This is a genomic window from Mesorhizobium sp. M0184, assembly GCF_040322215.1.
Classification (GTDB): domain Bacteria; phylum Pseudomonadota; class Alphaproteobacteria; order Rhizobiales; family Rhizobiaceae; genus Mesorhizobium.
In genome coordinates this window covers 39419-61674 of record NZ_JAMYSZ010000026.1, presented here as the reverse complement: position 1 = coordinate 61674, position 22256 = coordinate 39419, and the positions used below count along the sequence as shown (strand labels likewise).

At 61.2% G+C, this 22256-nt stretch carries 25 protein-coding genes and 2 pseudogenes; 12 read left to right on the top strand and 15 right to left on the bottom strand.

Annotated elements, in window-relative coordinates; genetic code table 11:
- Window positions 1-26 precede the first annotated feature (26 nt).
- The 13 genes from nifT to NKJ23_RS25830 form a co-directional block, all read right to left on the bottom strand.
- A complete protein-coding gene (gene nifT, locus NKJ23_RS25890; protein WP_023678250.1) occupies window positions 27-239 on the bottom strand; it encodes a putative nitrogen fixation protein NifT in 213 nt (70 codons plus the stop codon).
- Window positions 236-556 (bottom strand): nitrogen fixation protein NifZ, encoded by a 321-nt coding sequence (locus tag NKJ23_RS25885; RefSeq protein ID WP_352450751.1) that lies wholly within the window; start codon window positions 554-556, stop codon window positions 236-238. Before NKJ23_RS25885 ends, nifT begins: the two co-directional genes overlap by 4 nt.
- 99 nt (window positions 557-655) lie before the next feature.
- Window positions 656-850, bottom strand: a complete 195-nt coding sequence (locus NKJ23_RS34730; protein ID WP_502902569.1) for a 4Fe-4S dicluster domain-containing protein — start codon at window positions 848-850, stop codon at window positions 656-658.
- Between the two features lie 32 nt (window positions 851-882).
- On the bottom strand, window positions 883-2361 hold the full coding sequence (gene nifB, locus NKJ23_RS25875; RefSeq protein ID WP_352683278.1) for a nitrogenase cofactor biosynthesis protein NifB: 1479 nt from the start codon (window positions 2359-2361) through the stop codon (window positions 883-885).
- 238 nt (window positions 2362-2599) lie between these two features.
- Entirely contained in the window at window positions 2600-4363 is a 1764-nt protein-coding gene (gene nifA, locus NKJ23_RS25870) for a nif-specific transcriptional activator NifA (RefSeq protein WP_352683276.1), read from the bottom strand.
- Window positions 4364-4545: 182 nt separating this feature from the next.
- Window positions 4546-4845 carry a ferredoxin family protein gene (locus NKJ23_RS25865; RefSeq protein ID WP_352480510.1) on the bottom strand — a complete coding sequence of 100 codons (300 nt, stop codon included), beginning with the start codon at window positions 4843-4845 and terminating at the stop codon, window positions 4546-4548.
- Between the two features lie 11 nt (window positions 4846-4856).
- Window positions 4857-6164: an FAD-binding protein gene (locus tag NKJ23_RS25860; RefSeq protein ID WP_023678244.1), complete on the bottom strand. Its 1308-nt coding sequence runs from the start codon at window positions 6162-6164 to the stop codon at window positions 4857-4859.
- A gap of 9 nt (window positions 6165-6173) precedes the next feature.
- Window positions 6174-7283, bottom strand: a complete 1110-nt coding sequence (locus NKJ23_RS25855) for an electron transfer flavoprotein subunit alpha/FixB family protein (RefSeq protein WP_352683274.1) — start codon at window positions 7281-7283, stop codon at window positions 6174-6176.
- An 18-nt stretch (window positions 7284-7301) separates the two neighbouring features.
- Window positions 7302-8153 (bottom strand): electron transfer flavoprotein subunit beta/FixA family protein, encoded by an 852-nt coding sequence (locus tag NKJ23_RS25850; RefSeq protein ID WP_352639912.1) that lies wholly within the window; start codon window positions 8151-8153, stop codon window positions 7302-7304.
- A 187-nt stretch (window positions 8154-8340) separates the two neighbouring features.
- A complete protein-coding gene (nifW, locus tag NKJ23_RS25845; RefSeq protein WP_352480507.1) occupies window positions 8341-8721 on the bottom strand; it encodes a nitrogenase stabilizing/protective protein NifW in 381 nt (126 codons plus the stop codon).
- Window positions 8718-9926 carry a homocitrate synthase gene (gene nifV, locus NKJ23_RS25840; RefSeq protein WP_352683272.1) on the bottom strand — a complete coding sequence of 403 codons (1209 nt, stop codon included), beginning with the start codon at window positions 9924-9926 and terminating at the stop codon, window positions 8718-8720. The genes nifW and nifV overlap by 4 nt, the downstream gene beginning before the upstream one ends.
- Window positions 9923-11140, bottom strand: a complete 1218-nt coding sequence (nifS, locus tag NKJ23_RS25835) for a cysteine desulfurase NifS (RefSeq protein ID WP_352683270.1) — start codon at window positions 11138-11140, stop codon at window positions 9923-9925. Before nifS ends, nifV begins: the two co-directional genes overlap by 4 nt.
- Window positions 11091-11336: a NifU family protein gene (locus NKJ23_RS25830; RefSeq protein WP_352683267.1), complete on the bottom strand. Its 246-nt coding sequence runs from the start codon at window positions 11334-11336 to the stop codon at window positions 11091-11093. Before NKJ23_RS25830 ends, nifS begins: the two co-directional genes overlap by 50 nt.
- Here NKJ23_RS25830 and NKJ23_RS25825 point away from each other — a divergent pair.
- Window positions 11283-11531 carry a hypothetical protein gene (locus NKJ23_RS25825; RefSeq protein ID WP_352667743.1) on the top strand — a complete coding sequence of 83 codons (249 nt, stop codon included), beginning with the start codon at window positions 11283-11285 and terminating at the stop codon, window positions 11529-11531. The two genes, NKJ23_RS25830 and NKJ23_RS25825, sit on opposite strands and share 54 nt — an antisense overlap.
- A 69-nt stretch (window positions 11532-11600) precedes the next feature.
- Here NKJ23_RS25825 and NKJ23_RS25820 read toward each other — a convergent pair whose 3' ends face one another.
- On the bottom strand, window positions 11601-11921 hold the full coding sequence (locus tag NKJ23_RS25820) for a HesB/IscA family protein (RefSeq protein WP_352667630.1): 321 nt from the start codon (window positions 11919-11921) through the stop codon (window positions 11601-11603).
- Between the two features lie 587 nt (window positions 11922-12508).
- Between NKJ23_RS25820 and hemP the strand changes: the two genes are divergently transcribed.
- Both hemP and NKJ23_RS25810 read left to right on the top strand, forming a co-directional pair.
- Complete coding sequence (gene hemP / locus NKJ23_RS25815; RefSeq protein ID WP_023678236.1) at window positions 12509-12613, top strand: hemin uptake protein HemP; 105 nt, start codon at window positions 12509-12511, stop codon at window positions 12611-12613.
- 32 nt (window positions 12614-12645) lie between these two features.
- Window positions 12646-13734 carry a hemin-degrading factor gene (locus tag NKJ23_RS25810; protein WP_352683265.1) on the top strand — a complete coding sequence of 363 codons (1089 nt, stop codon included), beginning with the start codon at window positions 12646-12648 and terminating at the stop codon, window positions 13732-13734.
- 85 nt (window positions 13735-13819) lie between these two features.
- Here the strand turns inward: NKJ23_RS25810 and NKJ23_RS25800 are convergent, their stop codons facing one another.
- On the bottom strand, window positions 13820-14029 hold the full coding sequence (locus NKJ23_RS25800; protein ID WP_352683263.1) for a hypothetical protein: 210 nt from the start codon (window positions 14027-14029) through the stop codon (window positions 13820-13822).
- An 826-nt stretch (window positions 14030-14855) separates the two neighbouring features.
- Between NKJ23_RS25800 and NKJ23_RS25795 the strand changes: the two genes are divergently transcribed.
- The 9 genes and pseudogenes from NKJ23_RS25795 (at window position 14856) to NKJ23_RS25755 (ending at window position 22127) form a co-directional block, all read left to right on the top strand.
- Window positions 14856-15743, top strand: a complete 888-nt coding sequence (locus tag NKJ23_RS25795; protein WP_352683261.1) for a tyrosine-type recombinase/integrase — start codon at window positions 14856-14858, stop codon at window positions 15741-15743.
- A gap of 12 nt (window positions 15744-15755) precedes the next feature.
- Window positions 15756-15974: pseudogene (locus NKJ23_RS25790) on the top strand (transposase zinc-binding domain-containing protein); the annotation flags it as partial.
- Window positions 15975-16049: 75 nt separating this feature from the next.
- Window positions 16050-17216, top strand: coding sequence for an IS110 family RNA-guided transposase (locus NKJ23_RS25785; protein ID WP_352671193.1), 1167 nt, complete (start codon window positions 16050-16052; stop codon window positions 17214-17216).
- Window positions 17217-17505: 289 nt separating this feature from the next.
- A pseudogene (locus NKJ23_RS25780) lies at window positions 17506-18498 on the top strand (IS91 family transposase); the annotation flags it as partial.
- A 327-nt stretch (window positions 18499-18825) separates the two neighbouring features.
- Window positions 18826-19530: a tyrosine-type recombinase/integrase gene (locus tag NKJ23_RS25775; RefSeq protein WP_352683259.1), complete on the top strand. Its 705-nt coding sequence runs from the start codon at window positions 18826-18828 to the stop codon at window positions 19528-19530.
- Between the two features lie 64 nt (window positions 19531-19594).
- Window positions 19595-19774: a hypothetical protein gene (locus tag NKJ23_RS25770; RefSeq protein ID WP_352457006.1), complete on the top strand. Its 180-nt coding sequence runs from the start codon at window positions 19595-19597 to the stop codon at window positions 19772-19774.
- Between the two features lie 281 nt (window positions 19775-20055).
- Window positions 20056-20355, top strand: a complete 300-nt coding sequence (locus NKJ23_RS25765) for a hypothetical protein (RefSeq protein WP_352683258.1) — start codon at window positions 20056-20058, stop codon at window positions 20353-20355.
- Window positions 20356-20437: 82 nt separating this feature from the next.
- Window positions 20438-21037 carry a hypothetical protein gene (locus tag NKJ23_RS25760; protein ID WP_352683256.1) on the top strand — a complete coding sequence of 200 codons (600 nt, stop codon included), beginning with the start codon at window positions 20438-20440 and terminating at the stop codon, window positions 21035-21037.
- A 46-nt stretch (window positions 21038-21083) separates the two neighbouring features.
- Entirely contained in the window at window positions 21084-22127 is a 1044-nt protein-coding gene (locus NKJ23_RS25755) for a hypothetical protein (RefSeq protein ID WP_352683253.1), read from the top strand.
- Window positions 22128-22256 lie beyond the last annotated feature (129 nt).

The window sequence follows — 22256 nt, the reverse complement described above, 5'->3', positions numbered from 1 at the left end:
GCGACGCACCTTATGAACGGGCAGCATCAGTCCTCTTCGGAAACCTTCCTTGCCTCGACGGTGATCGGCAGACGCGTATCCCGTGGAAGATCGGGTAGGAGGAGCCGCCACCCGTTCCTGAGCGTCACAGTTCCGCCCCACAACTCTTCCTTCTCGAGCTTGATGATCGGCTCTTCGAGGTCCTTCTTCGGGACATACGCCGACAAGCCAGCATCGGTCCTGCGGATCATGACTTTCATCTGGCCGTCCCTTCATTGGTATTGCTATCAGCACTGCAGGGCACCTCGGCTTTGTCGAGGCTCATCAGTTCACGCGCTCGCATGCCGACGACTGTGCCACGGTCGATCCATTCGACCGCATAGATGAAGAACTGCTGGAGAAAGGTGCCAATGTCGCGCACATATCCCTCGTCGCCCTTCCGCACGAGATTTTCGCCGATCTCCCTCCCAGGATAGGTGCCGTCATTCTTTATGTGGCGAGTGGCACGTACCCGCTCTCCCGGCATGAATCGTGGAGGCCTGCGGATTTCGACCTCCTCTTCGCGTCCGAGCGACATGTCCGTTCCCTGATTTCTCTTGAGGCTGCAGATTGTGAACAAAGGCGTTCCAGGCGTCCTGCGAAGGCATCCGCGACCATGTCGGCGGCCCAATGTCCGTCACGCAGGAACGCAGGTCCTCGGCACCGGGCATACCGAGGCACATTGCTGCGCATCGAAGACCCCCTCGCATTCGGTGCACTTTTGCGGCTCGATCACATAGCTCTCGCCTTTGAACTTGATCGCGCCGGAGGGACACTCGAATTCGCAGGCGCCGCATTGGGTGCATTGGGATGCGATGATCTTGAAAGCCATTTTAACTCCTGGTCCGAATGGATGAGACGCGCTCAGGCCGTCGCCGCGAGTGCGGGGGTCCCAGACGCGGCCGCGTAAATCGCGCTGATTGCGGTCTCGATATAGTCGTGGGCATATGCGTCGGTGGCTTGGATTCCAGCGTCGGCGAGCTGATCCTGCGGGCAGTTTCCGATCTTGGCGCACAGCACGATATCTATGCCTTCAAGCGCTGCGATGACGCCATCGAGGGCGGCTTCTCCGCCCCAGCCGCCGAGGCAATACTGCTCCACCTTCCGATGCCCGACAAAACTGATCCCTCTCGGCGAGGCTTGATAAACCTGGAATTCCTTCGCATGGCCGAAATGTTCATTGACGCGGCCGCCACCCTTGGTCGCCACCGCGAAGAGAAGGGACTTGCCGGGGCTCGCTGCCTTGACCAATCCGATCGCTTCTCTCCTAGCCGCCACGTGATCACGGCGCTCCTCCGCGACCAGCTCCCGATAGGCCTTGCGATTGCTGGCATCGTAGGTGACCTCGCCGGGAATCCGGTCGACTGTGAATTCCTGGCCACGATCCTCTCCGAGCAGGCCGACGGCATCTGCCCGGCACTGCCGGCAGTGGCGCATCAACTGGGCGCCGCCTTCGACACGATCCTGAAGAGCCTTCATCTCCATTGCGTTTGGGCCGCGTTGCCCGCTCAGTCCGTAGTGCGTGCCGTGCGCCGGGTCCGAAATCAGCGGCATGAGGTTGTGCAGGAACGCGCCTCGCTCCTTGACCCATCTATTCACCTCGATCAGATGCTCATCGTTCACGCCGGGGATCATCACCGAATTGATTTTGGTGAGGATGCCGCGCGCGGTCAGCATCTCCAGACTCAACATCTGCCGCTCGTGCAGGATCCGGGCGGCTTCGATGCCGACGTAGCGGCGATGGTCGTAAAAGATCCAAGGATAGATCTTTGCACCGACCTCAGGGTCGACCATGTTGATGGTGATCGTCACGTGATCGACATTCATGTCGGCAAGCTCATCGACATGGTCCGGCAGCGCGAGCCCATTCGTGGAGATGCAAAACTTGATGTCTGGGATTTCCCTGGCGACTCGTTCGAACGTTGCCTTCGTCTTCTTCCAGTCGTAACAGGCATCGCCAGGTCCGGCGATGCCGAGCACGGAAAGCTGCGGCACCTCGTTGGCGACCGCGATCACCTTGCGTAGCGCCTGGTCGGGCGTCAGCTTTTCGGAGACCACCCCAGGCCGGCTTTCGTTGGCGCAGTTATATTTGCGATTGCAGTAGTTGCACTGGATATTGCAGCCGGGCGCGACCGCGACGTGCATGCGCGCGAAATAGTGATGCGCCTCTTCTGAAAAGCAGGGGTGATCCTTGATCTTGTCCCAGACAGCCGGATCCGTGTCGTCCGGCTTTATCGACGAGCCGCAGGACGAAGACGCGCAGCCACCGGCTTTCACGGTGGCAAGCAACTGGTCATCGAATGTCGTGCTGAGGCTCTCAAGCGAAATTGCCGGTGCGGACATCGAACGGCTCCGTTGCTGGGTGAATGTCGCAGTTCAAACCGCAAGACCTATGCCAGCTCAAAGAGCGGTTTTGGTTCACGAATTGGCTTTCGTGTCGGATTCCGTCGGATTGCTCCGACACACCTTTGTCGGGCTTCCGACAGTGGACAAGCAAATCGGGTCGCGAAGGCTACCAGCCTTGGGCGCGAAGGGTGTGAGGGAGACTACTCCGGGCTTACGTTTGACGTCATCACGACGTCTAGAATTTCTTCACCTCGATGCCATATCGGCGCAGCGCGTAGCCGATTTGCCGCGGCGTGAGGCCGAGGATACGAGCCGCCCTGGCCTGAACCCAACCGGCCTTGTCCATCGCGTCGATCAGCCGGTCGCGTTCCGTCAGACGCGGGGGACAAGCGGGATCGTTTGGATCGCCGGCCGCAAGGGGAGATACGTTGCCTGCGGAGGCACCGATGCGACTGGCCGGCAGCCGCAATCCGACCGGCACTGCGTTGACCCGTGCGAGATCGTCGATGGTATTGCCGCCATTCGAGCGGTCGGCTCGCTTCCAGAGGAGCCAGGAAAGGCACTCGCTCTTCTTACAGGCGAAATCGGATGGCGTGATCGTCCTTGAACGCGCAAGTGTGGCCGTCCTTTGGACGCAGTTCTCCAGCTCGCGGACGTTACCAGGGAAGTAGCATTGCGAGATCAGGTCAAGCGCCGACGGCGCGAAGGCGAGTGCGCGATCGTTCTCCTTGTTGAATCGATTGAGGAAGGCGTTCGCAAGGCGTGGAATATCGCCGGGTCGCTCTCTGAGCGGAGGCAGGATAATTGGCACCACATTGATGCGGTAATAAAGGTCGGCCCTGAACTCCCCTTTTATGACGGCCGTCTCGAGGTCCTTGTTGGTGGCGCATATGAGGCGCACGTCGACCTGTAGCGTTTTGGTGCCGCCGACTCGCTCCAACTCGCCTTCCTGCAAGACACGCAACAGCTTGGCTTGAAAGGCCGGCGAAATCTCGCCGATTTCATCAAGTAGCAGCGTTCCCTCATTTGCCAATTCAAAACGACCGGCGCGCTGGGAGATAGCACCCGTGAAAGCGCCCTTTTCATGCCCAAACAGTTCTGACTCCAGAACGCTTTCAGACAGTGCGGCGCAGTTCAATTTGACGAAAGACTTCTTCCTCCGACGTGAGAGCTTATGGATGGCTTGCGCAAAGAATTCCTTGCCGGTGCCGCTTTCACCCCGCAGTAGCACGGTGGAATTGGTCCCTGCTACGACCGAGACGGTTTCGAGCACCTGCTTGAGTGCGGGGCTTTCCCCGATGATCCCTTCGATTTTGACATCCGCATGCCGGGCAGGGTCGTAGGTCCTCCCCTCGTTGGGCGATTTCTCCGGTCTCCATTGCTCATGGACAGACCGCTGACGATCTGTACTCAGGATGCGATGGAGACGGATCGTCCGGCCGACAAGGTTGGCGACCATCGTCAGGAAGCATGTGTCCTCGTCGTCGCGAAAGTCGGTGGCGCCGTCTCCGGCGCGGTCGATCGACAATGTCCCAAGGATTTTATGATCAGCCTTTAGCGGGATACCGATAAAGGCAATTGGGATGGTGCCGCTGCTCGAAGATGTTTGAAGGTCAGCTTGAAATAGTTGGGACTTGCGGACGTCCGGTATGAAGAGCGGCGTCCCCGTAGCGACGATTTGATCTGTTATGGCCTGTGGTATGACGCGGCGAGTGCCTGATTGAGGTGCGTGGGTATTGCCGGCAGTTGCGGCAATCTCCGGCTCTCCTTCAGCGTCCAGGACGACGATTGCTCCGTGACGCATTTGCAGAAACGAAGGCAGGATGTTCACGACATTGGCGAGCGTAATCTCCAGCTCGCTGGGGGCGGTCAGCACCTTCGATATCTCGTAGAGTCCCCTGAGCGCGATATCTGCTTGGGGCATGCTTTTGATGGGCGGTTCAGGGCGGGTATCCCGAGGTGCTACCTCGTCGACCCGATCTTGCGGTACGTGAGCCATGGAAACACCTCAGGGGTTGTCGTCCAGAGTGCTCCTCCTTTTGTGTCTGAGTCTGAATTCTGAAAGCACAGTATTCACGAGCTTCTCTTCGTTGCGAGGCGATTCAAGCAAAGATGAGACTTGGCGTTGGTCGCGACCTCAGGTGTACCAAGACTAACCCTCTTGATACGTGCGTGCGTCGGTCATCCGAATTTGAAGAGGACTCCGAAACCGCCGCGTGGATAGTTCCACTCGATCTCGCCACTGGTCTCGCACAAAATCCGGCAGGTGCCGCACTCCATGCAGCCGTCGGCAGTGATCTCCACTTGACCTTTGTCGTTCAACTCATAACATTTCGCGGGGCAGACGTGGGTCAGCGCGAGCAAGTTCGCGCTTGGCCTCTCGTGCGGTAGCACTTTGATATGCGGACGGCCGGAATCCACCAAGTAGCGGTTCTGGTAAAGCTTGTCCTCGACACGTGACTTCGTCACTGCGATCGTCATTTCGTCTCCCCTCAGCGCCACGCCAATGCAAGGCGGACCGCGTCGCTGACCAACCCCCAGCGCGAGCGCGCCTTGATGAAGGCCGCCGTGGTCGCCTTTTCCTTCTCGATCTTCGGCGTGCCGTCGACACGCATGAAGTTCTGCGCGGCTTGCGACATCAACCGCGGATAAGCCGTGAAGTAATTGCAGGAATTGGTGTGGAGCAAGGCCGGCATGTCTTTGTATTTCCTTAGGTCCTTGACCACGAAGGACTTGTCCAGCATGGCTTTGTAAAGGGCGAGATTCCGTTTGGTCATAGGACCGTTGCGGCTCTTGACCTCGATGATTGCCTCAGCCGCGATGCGGCCGGAGGTCATGGCGAGGTTCGAACCCTCGCGGTGAATGGCGTTGTTCAGTTGCGCGGCATCGCCGACCACGACCCAACCGTCGCCAAAGAGCTGCGGAATAGCCTTGTAGCCGCCTTCGGGAATGAGATGCGCGGAATATTCTTTCACTTCCGAGCCGGCGATCAGCGGCCGGATCGAAGGATGGGTTTTTAAGGCGTCGAGGAGGACGTAAGGGCTCTCGACCATCGCGGCGAAATCGGAGACGAGGCAGCCAATGCCCAGTGAGATCGACTCCTTGTTGGTGTAGAGGAAGCCGAGCCCGGCCATGCTGCGGGAGGTCGTGCCCACCGCCTCGATCACGCAGCCTTCATCGCCTTTGAGGCCGAACCGCTGCTCAATGACCTCTTCGGGCAGGAAATGCATTTCCTTGACGGCGAGCGCCACGGTTTGCGGCTTCGGCATCTCGCGCAGGCCGGCCCGCGTGCCAAGCAGTCCGCAGACACCTTCTGCGAGAACGACCACGTCCGCGTAGATGGCTCCGCCGGCCCGGTCTGTGCGGACGCCGATCACCCTGTCCTTGGCGTCACGGATGAGTTCCGTCACGGTCGTCTCGCACAGAACCGTCGCGCCGGCCTCGCGCACCTTACGCGAAAACCATTTATCGAACTGGGCACGGATAATCGTGTAGCGGTTGGGCTTCGCCTCATTGAAGTCGTCCGACCGATAGTGAATCCCGGTGTGGGATGTGTCGTCCATCACCCAAAGCCGCTGTTCAACCAAATGCCGCTCGAGAGGCGCATCGTCCCGGAAATCCGGGATGATCTTCTCCAGCATGTTCGCGTACATGATGGCACCCTGGACATTCTTGGACCCCGGATATTCACCCCGCTCCAACTGCAGCACCTTCAGGCCGTGACTGGCCATGGTGTAAGCAGCTGCGTTTCCGGACATGCCGGCCCCAATAACAATGGCGTCGAATTGTTCCTCAATCATGTCCATCCCTTAGCTCGCAAGCTTATCGCGACTGTGGGGCGACAGCCGCCGGGTGAAGGCTTCCGTCAGTGCGGGCAGGAAGCGGATCGCGTCGGTGACGATCCCGAGGTGAGCGAAATCGAAAATCGGCGCGTTCGGGTCGGTGTTGATGGCCACGATGAGATCCGCCCCCTCGACGCCAACCCGATGCTGGACGGCGCCGGAAATCCCAGCCGCTATGTAAAGCTTCGGCCGGATGGTCTTGCCAGTTTGGCCGATCTGCCGATCAGCCGGCATCCAGCTCTTCTGGACCAACGGGCGCGAACAGCCATGCTCGGCACCAATTGCCCGCGCGAGATTCTTCACAAGCTGCAGGTTCTCCGCCGCGCCTAGACCGAGGCCTCCCGCAACCACGACGTCGGCATAGGCAAGATTTGCCTTTGCCGACTGACTATCCGGCAGGAAGCCGAGGATTTTGGTAACGATCTCGTCCTCGGCTACCGAGAGCTTGTGCCGGATGACACGCCCGACCGGTTTATCCGCCCGCTGCGGCATGGGCATGACCCTCGGTCGCACTGTCGCCATCTGGGGGCGGAAATTGAGCGTATAGATCGTGCACAACAAGGAACCGCCGAAAGTCGGACGGGTGGCGGCGAGCGAACCGTCGGTATCCACATCGAGTTCGGTGCAGTCGGCCGTGAGCCCTGTCTGCAAGGTCGTCGCCACGGAGCCGGCAAGATCCCTGCCGAGTGTGGTGGCACCGAGAAGAAGGATCTCGGGTTTGTGGGTATCGACCAGATCCGTCATCGCCTTGGTGAAAGGCTCGTTCCTGTAGTCGGCGAGCAGCGGCTCCTCGACGATGTAGACCAGGTCGGCACCATAAGCGAAGGCTTCGGCAACGGCGTTCCCGATGGCCTCTCCCGGCGGTCCAAGCACGACGCCCGCAAGCTGGACCTGAAGCTTGTCTGCTAACTTGCGGCCTTCGCCGAGCAGTTCGAATGATACGGGATGGACCTGACCGCGTTCGAGCTCGATGCAAACCCAAACGTGCCGGTAGTCCCTGAAATGCGCGGGCAGCTCCTTCTTTATGCCGGCACGGCCGGCGGCAGGGCGAGGGGTTTCTCGGTTCGCGTTCGACATCGTCTGATCCTTGCCCTCTCACGCGCCGCCGTTGAAGGCGAGCTCATGTTCCAACGCCGGCTGGCGGGTGAAGATTGCCGTGATGAGTTCGTCAGCGACATCGCGCAAAGCCATCTCGGCGGTGTCGATTTTTGCCGCCTTTTCCGCCCGCGCAGGAGGGGCGAAAACGCGCTTGACGACCGTTGGTGAACCGCGCAGGCCGCATTTGGTGAGATCCTCAATGCCGGCGTCGGCCGCACTCCATTTCAAGACCAGGCTGCGCGCGGCGCACAGGGCGTCCTGGATCGAGCCCCGGCGGATCTCGTTTGTGCCTTCCAGCATGGTGATGAGGCAAGGGAGCCTGCTCTTCAGCATCTGTGTGCCGCCTTCGGAGCGGCGCTCGACCTTGATCTCGCGTGCAGCAAGGTCAATAGAGGCGATCTTCGCGACATAGGTCAGTTGCAGGAGTCCGAGGCGCTTGGCGATGCCGGGCCCGACCTGGGCGGTGTCGCCATCGATCGTCTGCTTGCCAGTGAAGACGAGGTCTGGCGTGCCGAACGTCTCGCCAACCTTCGCGATTGCCTGGGAAAGGGCGAACGAGGTCGCCAGCGTGTCGGAGCCGGCAAAATAGCGGTCGGTCAAGAGCACCGCTCGGTCGGCGCCGTAACCGAGCGCCTTGCGCAGCGCGTCCTCTGCCATGGGCGGACCCATAGTGAGCACGGTGACTTCGCCACCATAGGCGTCGCGCAGCCTGAGGGCTTCTTCGAGGGCGAACAGGTCGTAAGGGTTGATGATAGTCGGAACACCCTGGCGCATGATCGTGTTCGTCACCGGATGGACCCTTATCTGTGCCGAGTCCGGCACCTGCTTGATGCAGATTACAATGTGCATTGGCGGTTTCTCTAGGCTCCTGTCCGGATGCGGGCTTGGCGGTTATCTCTTTGGAGCGCATCATTTGTGCCAACTGTTTTGCGCTGCCCCCTATTCCTAGAACTTCGCTTGGTTGCTTCCGAGGGCGCCGTGGTGCTGACGGATTTGTCGGCTTCTCGACATTGTCGCGTCGCAACCCGTGTCGCGGTCATTCCTGTCCGAACCGCTTCAGTACGGAGTCGAACGGGACAAAGGTGCGGCCCGGCGTGGCAGGTTTGTTCGGATCGTGGTCTTTGAGCACCTTGAAGACCCGATGCGAGAGCGGCGAGGAAATCGCGAAGTCTTCGTAAGCGCGTTCGAGCGTCGCGCGCACCCGCGCGGCAATCACCTGGTCGGGCAGACCGGAGAAATCTTCTTCGGCAAGGTATTGGCCCACGCGCTTCATGATATGGAGCCGCGAGACATTCAGCACCTTCGGATCATAGGAGACGCCAAGGACTGCGAAGAACTCCTCCGCAGCGGACAGGCGCTTCAGTCGTGCGAGGATGTCGGTGACATCGATAGGGCGGCTGTCAGCGGAACAATTCATTGCATTCTCCCTGGTCGGAAACCTGTGGTGTCGGTGCGCTCGCGCACGGCTGACCTGGACCCGCACAGCTCCGCGAGGGATGCCTCGCTGCACATTCCATCGTAGAGCTCGACCAGTTGAGTTGCAGTGACGGTCGATTTGGTCTCGGCCGCCTCGCGCCGGACGCGGGCCACCATCGCGGCTGCCAGATCCGGGTCGAGATCGCGACCGCTTTCGCTCAGCACATGGGCAATCGCAGTGGCGCCGGAATGCTTGCCGATGACGATACGCCGGCAGCGGCCCACGAGAGCCGGATCGAGCCCTTGATAAGTACGCGAGTCCTTTAGCAGCCCTGCGACGTGAATGCCGGATTCGTGGGTGAAAACATCGGCGCCGACGACCGGCTTAATGGCCGCGGTCTGCCGGCGGGCGGCCCAAGCCACCTGGGCGGCGAGGTCGGGCAATGCGGTCAGCTCGATGCCGGTATCCGCGCCGTCGAAGACCGCCATCGCGGCGGCCACCTCTTCCAGCGCGGCATTGCCCGCACGCTCGCCGAGCCCCAGGACGGTGACGGACGCATGGCGCGCGCCTGCGCGGATTGCGGCCAGCGTGTTGGCGGCAGCAAGTCCGAGATCGTTGTGCGCATGAAATTCAAGGTCGATTGGAGACTGCGCCACAAGCTGGACGACAAGTTCGAAGGTCGAAAACGGGTCGAGAACGCCGACTGTGTCGGCTAGCCTGACGCGGCTTGCGCCGGCGTGTGCAGCCGTCTCGATGACGCGGGCGAGATGATCCCGATTGGCCCGCGAGGCATCCTCGCAGCCCACCGCGACGAAGAAGCCGGCGGCGGCTGCGCGCCTCACCCTATGTTCGATGACCTGGAGCGCTCCCGCCTTATCGAGGCCGAGCTTGGCGGCAAGTTGGATGTCCGACGCAGGCAGCGATAGATTGACGGCGTGGACGCCGCTCTCGATCGCTGCATCGAGATCCAGCGACGTCATCCGGCACCAGGCCATGAGCCGAACCGGGAGACACCGCGCGACCACGGCGCGAATTGTTTCGATCTCGTCGGCGCCCATGACCGGCGTGCCGATCTCGATCTCTGTGACGCCGGCCGCCGCAAGAGACTCGGCGATCTCCTGCTTTTCCGTCGTGGTAAAGGCGACGCCGGGCGCCTGCTCGCAATCGCGCAAGGTCGTATCGTTGAGAAAGACATGACGGGTCATGAACGGTAGCCGGTTCTGCTGCCGCTCAGGCATAGACCGGATTGAACGTCTTCGGACCTTCGCTTACCCGGCCCAGAACTGGGAAAGCCACGCAGCTTCTCCACCATTGCCGGCATGACCTCGAGCACCCGGTCGACGTCCGCTTCGCCGTTGTCCCGCGCCAAGGAGAAGCGGACTGCCGCGTGTGGCGTTTTCATCGCGCTCAGGACATGGCTCGGTTCCAGAGAGCCGGAGGTGCAGGCAGAGCCGGAGGAACACGCGATGCCCACGCGGCTGAGGAGGAGTGGAATTCCATCACTTTCGACATGTTCGAAGGAGATGTTTGCGGTGTTGGGCAACCGTTCCAGGGGATCTCCAGTGACACAGGTGCTTGGGATGCGCTGGAGAATCCCGTCCTCTAAACGGTCGCGGAGCGACTTTACCCGTGTGGTCTCGTCGTCCATGAATTTCAAGGCGAGTTCGGCCGCCATGCCGAGCCCGACTATGCCGGGCGTATTCTCGGTGCCAGCACGCCGGTTGTGTTCTTGGTGGCCCCCCTTGATCAGCGAGTGGAAATTGACGCCACGTTTTACGAAAAGCGCGCCGATCCCTTTCGGCCCGTGCAGCTTGTGGCCGGAGAGCGACAGCATGTCGATTGCAGTCGACTTCAGGTCCATCGGAAGCTTGCCGACCGCCTGCACAGCATCGGTATGGAAAAGGGCGCCCACTTCCTTGGCCAACTCGGCAAGCCTGGCCACGGGGAAGATCACACCAGTCTCATTGTTCGCCCACATTATCGAGACGATTGCCACCTGTGGGGTGAGGGCGGCCATATAGGCGTCGAGGTCGAGCCGGCCGCGGCAATCCACCGGGATCCTGTGCACCTTGACGCGGCGGGTCTTCTCAAGATGCGCGCAGAGCGTCAGCACGGCGGGATGCTCGACCGCGGACGTCACGATCTCGGTTCGGTTGGGCGCCGCCTCGAGCGCCGAAAGAAGCGCTGCATTGTCGCTTTCTGTCCCACCCGAGGTGAAGGTGATCTCATCGTCGAACTCCGCGCCGATCAGAGCTTGCAACTGCCTCCGCGCCTTTCTCACCGCCGCACTGACTGAGGCGCCAAGAGCGTGCGCCGACGAAGGGTTGCCGAATTGATCCCTAAAGAACGGCAACATCGCTTGCACGACCTCAGGATCGACCCGTGTGGTTGCGTTGTTGTCGAGGTAGACAGGTTTCATGTGCGATCCTCAGTTGACCGGAATGACGCGAGCGCGCGACCGCCTCATTGAGGCTCTGGCGTATGCCGTTGATGATGATGGGCCCGAACTGGCAGCCGGCGCAGACGCCCGAGAGTTTGACGTAGACCGGATCGGCGTCGACATGGACAAGTCCGCAGTCGCCGCCGTCAGCCCGCAGGCAAGGACGCCCGAACACGACAACGTTATCGATAAGCCGAATTTGGCGCAGCGGCGCGATTTGGTCGCCAGCAGCTCGGGTGCCACCAGGAACCGAACTGTTTCGGCAGGCGACGTTCTTTGCATCCTACCGGAAGCGATTGCCGGTCCCGAGATCGGCTTTGACCTTGCCTTGTTCTTGAGGACGGGGACATCTGTTGTGCCGGCCATGTAAGCCTCCTCTTCCGCAAAAGAGTCCGGTGTCGGCAATCGCTTCATGGACCCGCACAGGCGCTTCGGGCGATCAACTGAAGGACTTGCCGCAGCCGCACTTCTCGCGCGCGTTGGGGTTATCGAAGACAAAGCCGGAAGATTCGAGCCCGGTGAGGAAGTCGACGGTCATGCCGGCGACATGGGGTTGGGAGCCCGCGTCCACGAACAGCTTGATCCCATCTGTCTCGGTGATCGCGTCGCCCTCGCGCGACACGCTCTCCAGGCCCATTAAGTATTTGAAGCCGGCGCAGCCGCCGGCCTGGACCATGATGCGAAAGCCTTCCGCCGGCTCGCTGGCGCGGGAAAGAGCAGTCTTGATGGCGGCAACAGCGTTTTCGGTGAGCGTAATCATGGCTCCATTCTCCTCAGTCCGGGACCTGCTTGCGCATCACGCTGCATGCACCGTGCCAAAGCGAAAACCGTTTCAACACAGCGCGGCATCTCTGACCCTGCGGTGGTTCTTGTGAGTCCATTGCTGCGAAGGTGTCGGCCAACCGACACGTACTGTCGGGTTTGTCGGGTCCGCCACGCGGGATGTTGGGCCTGAGTTGTTGGCTGAACTCACATTAAACCAATGACCATTACAGAAGACTCCCTCTGAGCTTGCTTCGGCGCAATTGGCACGGTTTTTGAAGCTCCACTGGCGAGGCGGCAAGAGACTGCCGATCCACAATCGTGTCGTGGGTGCCCTCGCGATCGATGCGGCGAAGCAAGGGAGCAACATGTCAGGACTGGGTCAGACACGCTTTGTTTGGCAAAGCAGCGCCGCCCGTGGCATCCGAATGACCGATTGGCCGATTGCGACAACACCCACAATCGCTCACCACCGCCCGGTGGCCACCGACCGGCTCGATGTGATTCCATCGGCATGTGCCTGCTCGTGTCACTCGGGTCTCGCCGCTCCGATAGCACCCCCGGTTTTCGCGCGGGTGCGACGACGTGCGCACGCTGTCCAGCGACACTTTGTTCACGGGCCAGCAGCAGATCAGGGTCGAGCATTACGGCGCGCCCTATCGGCTGAAGATTCACCGGCAGGGCAGCTGATCCTCACACGTAGGTGGAAGCAGGGGTAAGACATGGACCAGCGCGAGAAACCGTCGCCGGACGAAATCCGGCGGGCGTGCGAAGACAATCCGAAAATCCGGGAGCATGATCTCGCCGCTCGATTGGGCATTTCGGAAGCCGAATTGGTCGCGGCGCATTGTGGTCACGGCGCGGTGCGCATCGAGCCGCGCGTCGATGATCTGCTGACCGGCCTCGAAGCGGTCGGCGAGGTGATGGCGCTCACCCGCAACGAAAGTGCCGTGCACCAAAAGATCGGCGTTTACGACAAAGTGGTCACCGGCAACCCGCATGCCATGGTGCTCGGCGACGAGATCGACCTGCGCATCTTCCCGAAAGCGTGGGCGTATGGCTTCGCCGTCGAGAAGCGCGAGGGAGCCGAGATCCGCCGCAGCCTGCAATTCTTTGATGCCACCGGCGAGGCGATGCACAAAGTGCATCTCAGGCCCGCCTCGAACCTGCATGCCTATCAGAATCTGGCGGCAGAGCTCGTATCCTCCGACCAGGATCCGATCATATCGGTCGAGGCGAGCGGGGCGCGCGATAACGCAGTGAGTCCAGACCAAGCCGCCACGGTCGACGACCTACGCGAGCACTGGAGCCGGCTGAGCGACGTGCATCAGTTCTACCATATGTTGAAGACACTGAAGCTCAGCCGCTGCCAGGCGATGCGTATGGCCGACGAGGATTACGCCTGGCTGCTCGACAATGATGCCGTTGGCGCCCTGTTCCAACAGGCGGCCGAAGACGAGATGCCGATCATGTGCTTTGTCGGCAATCGTGGTTGCATCCAGATCCATTCCGGCCCGATCAAGTCGGTCAAGCAGATCGGGCCGCGGATCAATGTGCTCGACGAGACCTTCCATCTGCATCTTAGGACCCATCACATCCGCGAGGTCTGGGCCGTGCGCAAGCCGACGAGGGACGGTCACGTCACGTCCATTGAAGCCTATGGCGCCGACGGCAACATGATCATCCAGTTCTTCGGCACGCGCAAGGAAGGCGAACGCGAGCGCAGCGACTGGCGGTTTCTGGCCGAGAGTCTGCCACGCGTTCCGGTCCGACCGACAGGGATGTGTAGAGCCGACAGGCCATCGGATTGAACCGGCCGCCATAGGACTCGGCACCACGTTCCGACAGCGGCTCGCGCTGTGCGATAGAGCTTGCCGTCGTAGCGCATACGGACGGTCAGGTGTGCACGCCGGAATTGTCCGCATCGATACAGTCAAGCTCGTCGTCGGCCGGACCGCTGCGCACGAGTGCATCGCCGTCTAACCAGAAATCCTTGCAGCGGCTGCATACAACGCATACGCCATCAGCGCCGAACCGTAAGCGCGGCTCGAGCTTGTTGATAGTTTCGATCATCGCGCGCATGTAGGCGGAACTTGAGTTCTGCATCGTTTCTCCCAAAAACATTGCGAAATTTTCTCGGGTGGAACGACCTTTCTGCATCAGTGCGAACGCAAGTTCCGCCAGCGGCCGTAGGCGGGAGCTGGCCGCCGTGGAAGTCGCCAATCAATGTTGAAACGGGCGAACAAACTGGAAGAGTGCTCCAATTATGGCGCACAGCTCATTTTTGCGTCGGAGCAGCGCGAATTTGACCGGACCCTCAGCAGAAGTTGAGATCTCGTGCTCAATGGTGCTGAGCTCGGCACGCCACTGTGCGATTATCAAATCATATTGGTAAACGGCGTCTCTTTCACTGGAGGAGACAGCGATAAGTTTGGCAGGATCAATAGAGCAACGAAATTTCGCAAGCGGATCGGCAGTATTCGGAGCCGACGGGACATGCGAGTACGACATGGTACACCTTTAAGTTAGAATTGATGGGAAGGTCGCCGACCCCGTCGGAAGACTTGCTGGAATTGTCTCGTACAACAGGGCAGCTGTCAAATTTTTTCGGACGGTGGCTCACGTTATAGTTGTCGTCGCTTCCGAAGATGAGATGGCGTGCTCTAGCGAGGTTAGGCAACACCAACGTCATCTCAACAGCGGGCTGGGTTAGAACCTTGGCGTTCGAATCGGCGGGAACGAGCACAGCGCGCCATGTCCGGACCACAGGATCGCCATCAGGACCGTCGCGTATTGACCCAAGGACGAAGCCGCTCGCGCGGCACTGGCGCCCGTGGTGAGGGTGCGGCAATGATCTGAACGCCGTGCATTTGTGGGTTTGCGGTCCTGGCTGACGATTGGGGTCTTCTCAACCATCAGACAGGAGGTTCCCATGACGGAGGAGAGGACCACCCCGCTGCGCGAGCGGATGATCGAAGACATGCGCATCCGCGGAATGGGCGACAAAGCCCAGCAGGCTCATATCCGAGCCATCAAGGATTTCGCCAGGTTTCTGAAGCGATCTCCGGACACCGCCACACCTGATGACCTGCGCGCCTACCAGCTGCACATGACGAATGCCGGGGTGACACCCACGACATTCAATGCCCGCATCGTGGCGCTGCGGTTCTTTTTCGGCACCACCTGCGGGCGTGAGGACATGAAGCGGCATATGCAGTTTCGCCGCCAGCCGCGGAAGCTGCCCGTGGTGCTCAGCGTCGAGGAGGTTTCCGACCTTCTGATGGCGGCCCCGGGGCCGGGCCTCAAATATCGAGCGGCGCTCAGCATCTCCTATGGGGCCGGGCTAAGGGCGTCAGAGGTCTGTAACCTCAAGATCGGCGACATCGACGGTAACCGGATGCTGATCCATGTCGAACAGGGCAAGGGGCAAAAGGACCGCAAGGTCATGCTGTCGCCCGGGCTGCTGGAGCTCTTGCGCGCCTACTGGCGCGAGGCGCGGCCGCAGGGCTGGCTGTTTCCCGGCAAACCCAGGATCAACCCGATCTCGCCGCGGCAGCTCAACCGCGCCTTCACCTCGGCCAAAAACATGGCCGGGATCGGCAAACCCGCAACGCTGCACACGTTGCGGCACAGCTTCGCCACGCATCTCCTGGAAGCGAACACCGATGTTAGGGTCATTCAGGTCCTGCTCGGGCATGCCCGGCTCAATACCACCGCGATCTATGCCCACGTTGCCACCAAGACGATCCGCGGCACGGTCAGCCCGTTCGAGGCGTTGAAGAAGCTTCAGGACCAAACGCTCCGACGCGGATTGGAGTAGCGCCCCGGTCACGTGGCCCGGGCCACGCTGGAGATCGCTGACATCTTTCGCACCTACGGCTCCGCGTGGCGGCGGGCCAATGCCGGGCATGTCAGCCTGGCCCAGCTCAAGGTCATGTCGGCGATTGAAGCCTGCCGAACCGAGGCGCTCGGCGGGCATGTGGCGGCTTGCACCAAGTGCGGGCATAACCACATCGCCTATAATTCCTGCAAGAACCGGCACTGTCCGAAGATCCTATGGGCTGGTGGATAGCGACCTGCCGTCGGCAGAATGGCGTTGCTAAACCCACTCATTCTGGAGACGACAATGCAACAGGTTGCAAATCGGCCGGAACCGGCCGCTATCCGCATTGATCTTGGCGCGATCTTTGTTTCGATGGAACTGTCTCGATCAAGTTGGCTGATCACTTCACTGTCGCCGGGTGGCGGGGAGAAGATGTCCAAGCATTCTCTGCGGGGCGGGCACGTTGCGGGACTCCTGGAGCTGTTTGCGACGCTCCAGGAAAAGGCTCGGGCACGAACCGGCGAGCGCTTCCGGATTATTGTCATTCAGGAAGCTGGACTAGACGGCTTCTGGATCCATCGGGTGCTTCAGGGCGAAGCGATCGAGAGCCACGTGGTCGACGCCGCCTCGATCCTGGTGTCACGGCGGCGCCGACGGGCGAAGACCGATAAGATCGACGGCGAGACCCTGGTACGGACCTTGCTGGCCTACAAGCGTGGCGAGCCGCGGGTCTGCTCCATGGTCAGGCCGCCGACCCCCGAGGAAGAGGATCGCCGCCGACTCTGCCGGGAGCGCAAGACGCTGATCGCCGAGCGGGTGGAGCACGTCAACCGGATCAAGGGGCTGCTGTTCGCCCAGGGCGTCGGTGACTATGAGCCGCTGCGTCGCGACCGACGCGCCAGGCTCAAGGATCTGCAAACGGGTGATGGTCGCGCCTTACCTTTCCACCTGAAGGCACAGGTTGTGCGTGAGCTCGACCGGCTTGAGCTGATCCTGGAGCAGTTGCAAAAGGTCGAGGCGGCGCGCGACGATCTGCTGTTGGATCGAGCCAAGGCGAACGACCCGGCGCCGGTGGTGAGACTGCTGCAGCTGAAGGGGGTGGGCGCTGAGTTCGCCAACGTACTCTGGTCTGAAGGTCTTTATCGTCATTTCGACAATCGAAGGCAGCTTGCGGCCTATGCCGGGCTTGCGCCAACGCCCTGGCAGAGCGGTTCTGTCGATCATGAGCAAGGCGTCTCAAAAGCGGGCAATCCGCGGCTGAGAGGAACGATGGTGCAGATGGCCTGGCTGTGGCTGCGACACCAACCAGACTCGGCCCTCAGCCAGTGGTTCAAACAGCGGGTCGAGCGCCACGGTGGGCGGCTGCGTAAGCCGCTAATCGTCGCCTTGGCACGTAAACTGCTGGTCGCACTGTGGCAGTATGCGACCGCCGGAGTGGTGATGGAGGGCGCCATCATAAAGCCGACCTGATCTGAAGCCAACCAAACCTCTTTCGCCATCTGACGGGGCCTGATCAGCCCCGGCGGATCCAGGTGGACGAACCGGCCTGGCATATGGTCTCAACAACCGCCCCTAAGAATGGTCACGTCCTCCTGAGCCTAGCCGCCGTATGCGGGATAAGGGTGCAGCCGCCCTGGGGCGGCGACCGTATGTGAGTTTCAACCGAGCCAGAAATGCTCGTATTGGAAACAGGCTCAACCTCGGATCCGTAGCAACTCCAGGAGATAATCCATGAAGCCGTACCACAATCCGGTTGACCCGAGTCCGCCCATGTGAGTGCCAGGGACCTGCGGCGCGGGATTGGATGGCCGCCCGCGCCGCGGATCTGCTGCCCGTGGAATATTTCCACGTGGTCTTCACCCTGCCTGCCGAGATCGCTCAGATCGCCTACTGGAACAAGAAGGCTGTCTATGACCTGCTGTTTCGGGCATCGGCCGAGACGCTGAGCACGATCGCGGCCGATCCCAAGCGGCTCGGCGCACGCATCGGCATGACCAGCGTGCTGCACACATGGGGATCGGCGCTGACGCATCACCCTCATGTCCATATCATCGTGCCCGGAGGGGGACTGTCGCCGGATGGCACGCGGTGGATCGGCTGCCGCCCCGGGTTCTTTCTGTCCGTGCGGGTCCTGTCGCGGCTGTTCCGACGGCTCTTTCTGGAAGGCCTGATGGCGCTGCATCAATCAGGCGATCTGGCCTTCTTCGGGGAACTGGCCGGGCTTGCACAGGCTGACACCTTCGCCGCCTGGCTCGCGCCGCTACGCAAATCCGAATGGGTCGTCTACGCCAAGCCACCGTTCGGCGGTCCCGAGGCCGTGCTGGCCTATCTCAGCCGCTACACCCATCGCGTGGCGATCTCGAACAGCCGCCTGATCCGCGCCAATGCCGAGACCGTCACCTTGCGCTGGAAGGATTACCGGATCAAGAACGGTGACCGTCACAAGGTGATGAGGCTGGCCACCGACGAGTTCATTCGCCGCTTCCTGATTCACGTGCTGCCCGACGGGTTCCACCGCATCCGCCATTACGGCCTGCTGGCCGCAGCAGGCCGTAAGGCCATTGTCACGAAGATCAGGAAATTGCTCGGGGCGGAAACGCCATCGCCAGATGAAGCGCCAAGCGCCGAGATCACCCCGCTCACCCTGAGGGAGCCATGCCCGGACTGCGGCGGCCCGATGCGCATCGTCGAGATATTCCGCCGTGGCCAGCAACCCAGATCCCGGGCGCCACCGAGGGAAAAGGCCGCATGACGAAATGCATGCCACATCAGCCAAGGCCGGCCCGGATCTGCGGTGCGCTCCGGGGTGGCGCCGGTTTGCGTCAGGCTTTGCCGAACACCGCAAAATCGCCGAGACACAACGGCAGACGGCCTCAAGGACCAGCCCTCATCACATCATTGGCCGTTGTTGCGCCACCCCGATTGCTGCTGTTGTGCCCGCCGGTCACCGCCAGCCGCACGCTTTCCCCATAGGCTGCACCCAGCCCCCGCGGCCTCCTCCTTGGGAGGTTTTCAACGCGGGCCGACACAGGCCAGCCGCCACTGTCACGCCGCGGCCCGCATCGAAAAACCTTCACCATTGGCGACCTTCATTGTCCCCTTTTCGAATGGCAGCAATGCGCCTCTTCCCGGACGTACCTGCTGGCGCATCGTGTCGTACGTGAAGCCCTCAGACGTTCGGGCGTTCTTTGTGTCAGTGAAGGCGGGCAAGACCGCCGCGAACGTAAAGATCAGTAAGAAGCGCGGGCGCGCCATCGTTACAGGAGGACAGGGAACGGCGAAGCGGACTATTGGCTTGCTGTCGGGCATCATCACTCATGCGGTCTCGCTTGGCCTGATCGAGCGGAACCCGGCACATGGCCTTCGCCTGCCGGCAGATGGCAAACGCAAGCTCTCCGATTTCCCTGCGAAGTATGCTGCGCTTGATCGAGCGCTCGCGGAAGCTGAGGCGAACGCTGAACCCTGGCAGGCTGTCACTGCGGTTCGGCTTGCGGCCCTGACCGGCATGAGGCGTGGCGAAGTCATCGGCCTGCGCTGGGCCGAAGTCGATCTGAGTGGCCGCTGCCTGCACCTAACGGACAGCAAGACCGGGGAGAGCGTTCGCCCGTTGAGCCGGGCCGCTGTCGATCTACTCCTGTCGATCCGAGAACGCAAAGAGAAGGGCGACTTTGTGCTTCCGAACGCAAGGCCGATGCACCGGTTTGGTGGTTTGCCGAAGGCCTATTTGCGGATCGTGCGCTATGCCGACCTGGACGAAGCCGACCGCGATGCGCTGGCGATCTGACGCTGCACGGTTTGCGGCATGGCTTTGCGACAACAGCGGACGGCTTAGGCATGACGCTCCCGACATGGCCGCGCTGCTCGGTCATTCTGCCGGTGGCGTCACAGCCGGCTATGTGGCACGCGTCGACGCCGTGCTGACAGCCGCCGCCGACAAAGTCGCCGATGAAGTATCGCGGATGATGGGCGAAACGCGGAGTGCGACTGTAATTGATCATCCGGCAATGCGCGAAAAATTATCAGCCTAGTTCGCGATCATTGATGTTATTGCAGTTTTCCGATTGGTGGACACAACCATTGGTCACGAAAAGTCATCTCAGGTAATCGAAAGAAAGGCATGACCAATGTTGACCTTCGCGAATATTCCTCCCCGCCTAACGCGCGCTGAGGCTTCGCTCTATCTCAGGGAACGGCACGGCATCAGCCGATCCAACGGCACGCTGGCAAAGCTCGCCGTGATCGGAGGTGGGCCGGTCTTCCGAAAGGCTGGTACGCGCCGGGTCGTCTATGACGTTTCTGAATTGGATCGGTGGGCGAACAGCATCACTTCGGAATCGATAGCGTCGACCAGCGCTGCTGCGTGATCACCATGGCCGAAGACATAGTTTTCTGCGCGAGGACTGGACACCGGATCGTCGGGGACAACGTGATCCCGTTTCCTCGCCCCCACGCGAAGCCCGTCCCCGCTGAGGCGATAGAGCCAGCTGACGCTCTCACTATCAAGCCAGCCCTGGCGGCCGGTCAAACCCTTGATGAGATTTGCGACGACTGCGCGAAGGCGGAGCTTGCCGCCATCCCGTACCTCGCATCGGAAGACGATCCGATCTAGTCGCATGCAAATGAACGCTCAACGTATTCCTTTTCCGACTGGCAGGAAGGCAAGCAGCCAAAGAAGGGCTGGGATTGCGCCGATGCCATCGGCGACGGATGGACATGATCAGCTTGACGCCTTCATGCGCGCGACCGCAAGGCCGTGGTCGCCACCTGGGGCTGTCGAGCGCCCGCGCCCGGTTGAAATCGTCTCCACGCTCCAGGCTGAGCCGCCGCGCGTCAAGCCCCTGATCAAGGTGGTGAAACGCGAAATTCACCGGGCGGTCAATCAAGCCGTCGCAGTCCTCTCAAATCGGGACTTTGGTATTTTTTCGCGCGCAGACGAACTTGTTCGCCCGGTCACCCACCGCACTCCCTCTCAGACCCTAACTGTTGCCAAGCAGGGCGAGAATGTTAGCCGTCCTGACGGATCGGTGATCGTCACAGCCCTAACTGAGGCCGCCCTTATCGAGGTACTGACCGAAACGGCACTGTTTATGAAGTTCAATCTGCGGGTCAATGACTTCGTCCCATGCGACTGCCCGCCCGAGGTGGCAAAAATGGTCCTTGCGAGAAAAGGCCACAACTGGACCATGCCGCGCCTGAAGGCAGTTATCAGCGCGCCGACGCTGCGGCATGGACGGTACGGTCCTCAGCGAACCTGGGTACGACGCGGACACCGGCTTGCTCCTTGTGGGTGAACGCCTATGGAGGCATGTCCCTGAAACGCCGTGCAAACGGCAAGCCATGGACGCCCTCGCCGTCTTGTCGGAACCGATCGCCGCGCTTCCCTTCGAAAGCGAAAGCGACCGCGCTGCTGCCCTGGCGCTGCTGATCACGAGCGTTCTGCGACCTAGCCTGAAGACTTCGCCTATGTTCGCGGTATCCGCCCCCTCTGCCGGCACCGGCAAGAGCCTAGTAGTCGATGTCGCGGCGGTCATGGCAACGGGTCGGCGGGCGGCTGTCATCACACCAACGCCAGACGAGGCGGAACTTGAAAAACGGATCGGGGCGTGCGCGCTCGCTGGCGATCCGATCCTAAGCATCGACAACGTTACCCATATCCTGCGCAGCGACCAACTGTGCCAGATGCTCACGCAAGATGAGGTCCAAGTTCGCGTGCTCGGCTCATCAAAGAACGTCCGCATTCCGGCCACCAGCCTGATTTGCGCCACGGGAAACAACCTCACGGTCTATGGTGATTTGAACCGACGCACGATCCAAATCCGGCTAGACGCCAAGTGCGAGCGCCCTGAGGAGCGGCGTTTCGAGTTCGACGCAATAGACCTCGCTATGCGCAAGCGGCCCGAACTTGTTGCGGCGGCACTGACCGTCGAGCGCGCCTATCTGTCGGCGGGCACGCCTAACAGAGCTTCGCCCATGGGCGGATTTGAAGACTGGAGCGATCTGGTGCGATCTTCCCTGATCTGGCTTGGGCTGGCTGATTGTCGGGGCGATGTCGCCGCTCAGCGAGCAGCGGACCCGGAGAAGGATGAACTTGCCGAGATCATCGAAGCGCTGCCGAACGGGCCTTTCACAACGCGGGAAATAGCTCTGCGCGTTGCTGATAGTCCGCTTCTAAGGGAAGCGCTGGGCGGCTTCATCGAGCGGAGCGGCGCATTTTCAAGCGGTTCGGGAAGTATCTGGCGCGATATGCCGCAACGCGGATCGGCGGTCGATGGATTGAGCAATTGCCCCGTGAGAGCAACAGCAACTGCACTGTTTGGCGCGTGGCCGGCGAGGGTCACGATCATTCGTCGTCGCCGTCTGGCGGTTCGAAACCGGAGTTGACCGGCTGGTGACCCCCATGCGGAGAGCCAGCAGGCACCTGTAGGTGTACCCAGCCGTAGGCGGGCTCACCAGCTCTGTCCCGTTCCATGTATCACCAGCGCTGCGGTCTCCGCGCAATTGGCTGCGGCC

Coding starts and splice junctions, on each gene's coding strand:
- NKJ23_RS25850 (WP_352639912.1), bottom strand. CDS start 8,153: ATGCACATTGTAATCTGCATCAAGCAGGTGCCGGACTCGGCACAGATA.
- nifB (WP_352683278.1), bottom strand. CDS start 2,361: ATGTCCGCACCGGCAATTTCGCTTGAGAGCCTCAGCACGACATTCGAT.
- NKJ23_RS25755 (WP_352683253.1), top strand. CDS start 21,084: ATGGACGCCCTCGCCGTCTTGTCGGAACCGATCGCCGCGCTTCCCTTC.
- NKJ23_RS25860 (WP_023678244.1), bottom strand. CDS start 6,164: ATGATTGAGGAACAATTCGACGCCATTGTTATTGGGGCCGGCATGTCC.
- NKJ23_RS25865 (WP_352480510.1), bottom strand. CDS start 4,845: ATGACGATCGCAGTGACGAAGTCACGTGTCGAGGACAAGCTTTACCAG.
- nifA (WP_352683276.1), bottom strand. CDS start 4,363: ATGGCTCACGTACCGCAAGATCGGGTCGACGAGGTAGCACCTCGGGAT.
- NKJ23_RS25825 (WP_352667743.1), top strand. CDS start 11,283: ATGGACAAGTCCGCAGTCGCCGCCGTCAGCCCGCAGGCAAGGACGCCC.
- nifS (WP_352683270.1), bottom strand. CDS start 11,140: ATGAAACCTGTCTACCTCGACAACAACGCAACCACACGGGTCGATCCT.
- NKJ23_RS25770 (WP_352457006.1), top strand. CDS start 19,595: ATGGCCGCGCTGCTCGGTCATTCTGCCGGTGGCGTCACAGCCGGCTAT.
- nifW (WP_352480507.1), bottom strand. CDS start 8,721: ATGAATTGTTCCGCTGACAGCCGCCCTATCGATGTCACCGACATCCTC.
- NKJ23_RS25795 (WP_352683261.1), top strand. CDS start 14,856: ATGACGGAGGAGAGGACCACCCCGCTGCGCGAGCGGATGATCGAAGAC.
- NKJ23_RS25810 (WP_352683265.1), top strand. CDS start 12,646: ATGGACCAGCGCGAGAAACCGTCGCCGGACGAAATCCGGCGGGCGTGC.
- NKJ23_RS25760 (WP_352683256.1), top strand. CDS start 20,438: ATGCCATCGGCGACGGATGGACATGATCAGCTTGACGCCTTCATGCGC.
- NKJ23_RS34730 (WP_502902569.1), bottom strand. CDS start 850: ATGGCTTTCAAGATCATCGCATCCCAATGCACCCAATGCGGCGCCTGC.
- nifT (WP_023678250.1), bottom strand. CDS start 239: ATGAAAGTCATGATCCGCAGGACCGATGCTGGCTTGTCGGCGTATGTC.
- NKJ23_RS25885 (WP_352450751.1), bottom strand. CDS start 556: ATGTCGCTCGGACGCGAAGAGGAGGTCGAAATCCGCAGGCCTCCACGA.
- NKJ23_RS25800 (WP_352683263.1), bottom strand. CDS start 14,029: ATGCAGAACTCAAGTTCCGCCTACATGCGCGCGATGATCGAAACTATC.
- NKJ23_RS25855 (WP_352683274.1), bottom strand. CDS start 7,283: ATGTCGAACGCGAACCGAGAAACCCCTCGCCCTGCCGCCGGCCGTGCC.
- NKJ23_RS25785 (WP_352671193.1), top strand. CDS start 16,050: ATGCAACAGGTTGCAAATCGGCCGGAACCGGCCGCTATCCGCATTGAT.
- NKJ23_RS25820 (WP_352667630.1), bottom strand. CDS start 11,921: ATGATTACGCTCACCGAAAACGCTGTTGCCGCCATCAAGACTGCTCTT.
- nifV (WP_352683272.1), bottom strand. CDS start 9,926: ATGACCCGTCATGTCTTTCTCAACGATACGACCTTGCGCGATTGCGAG.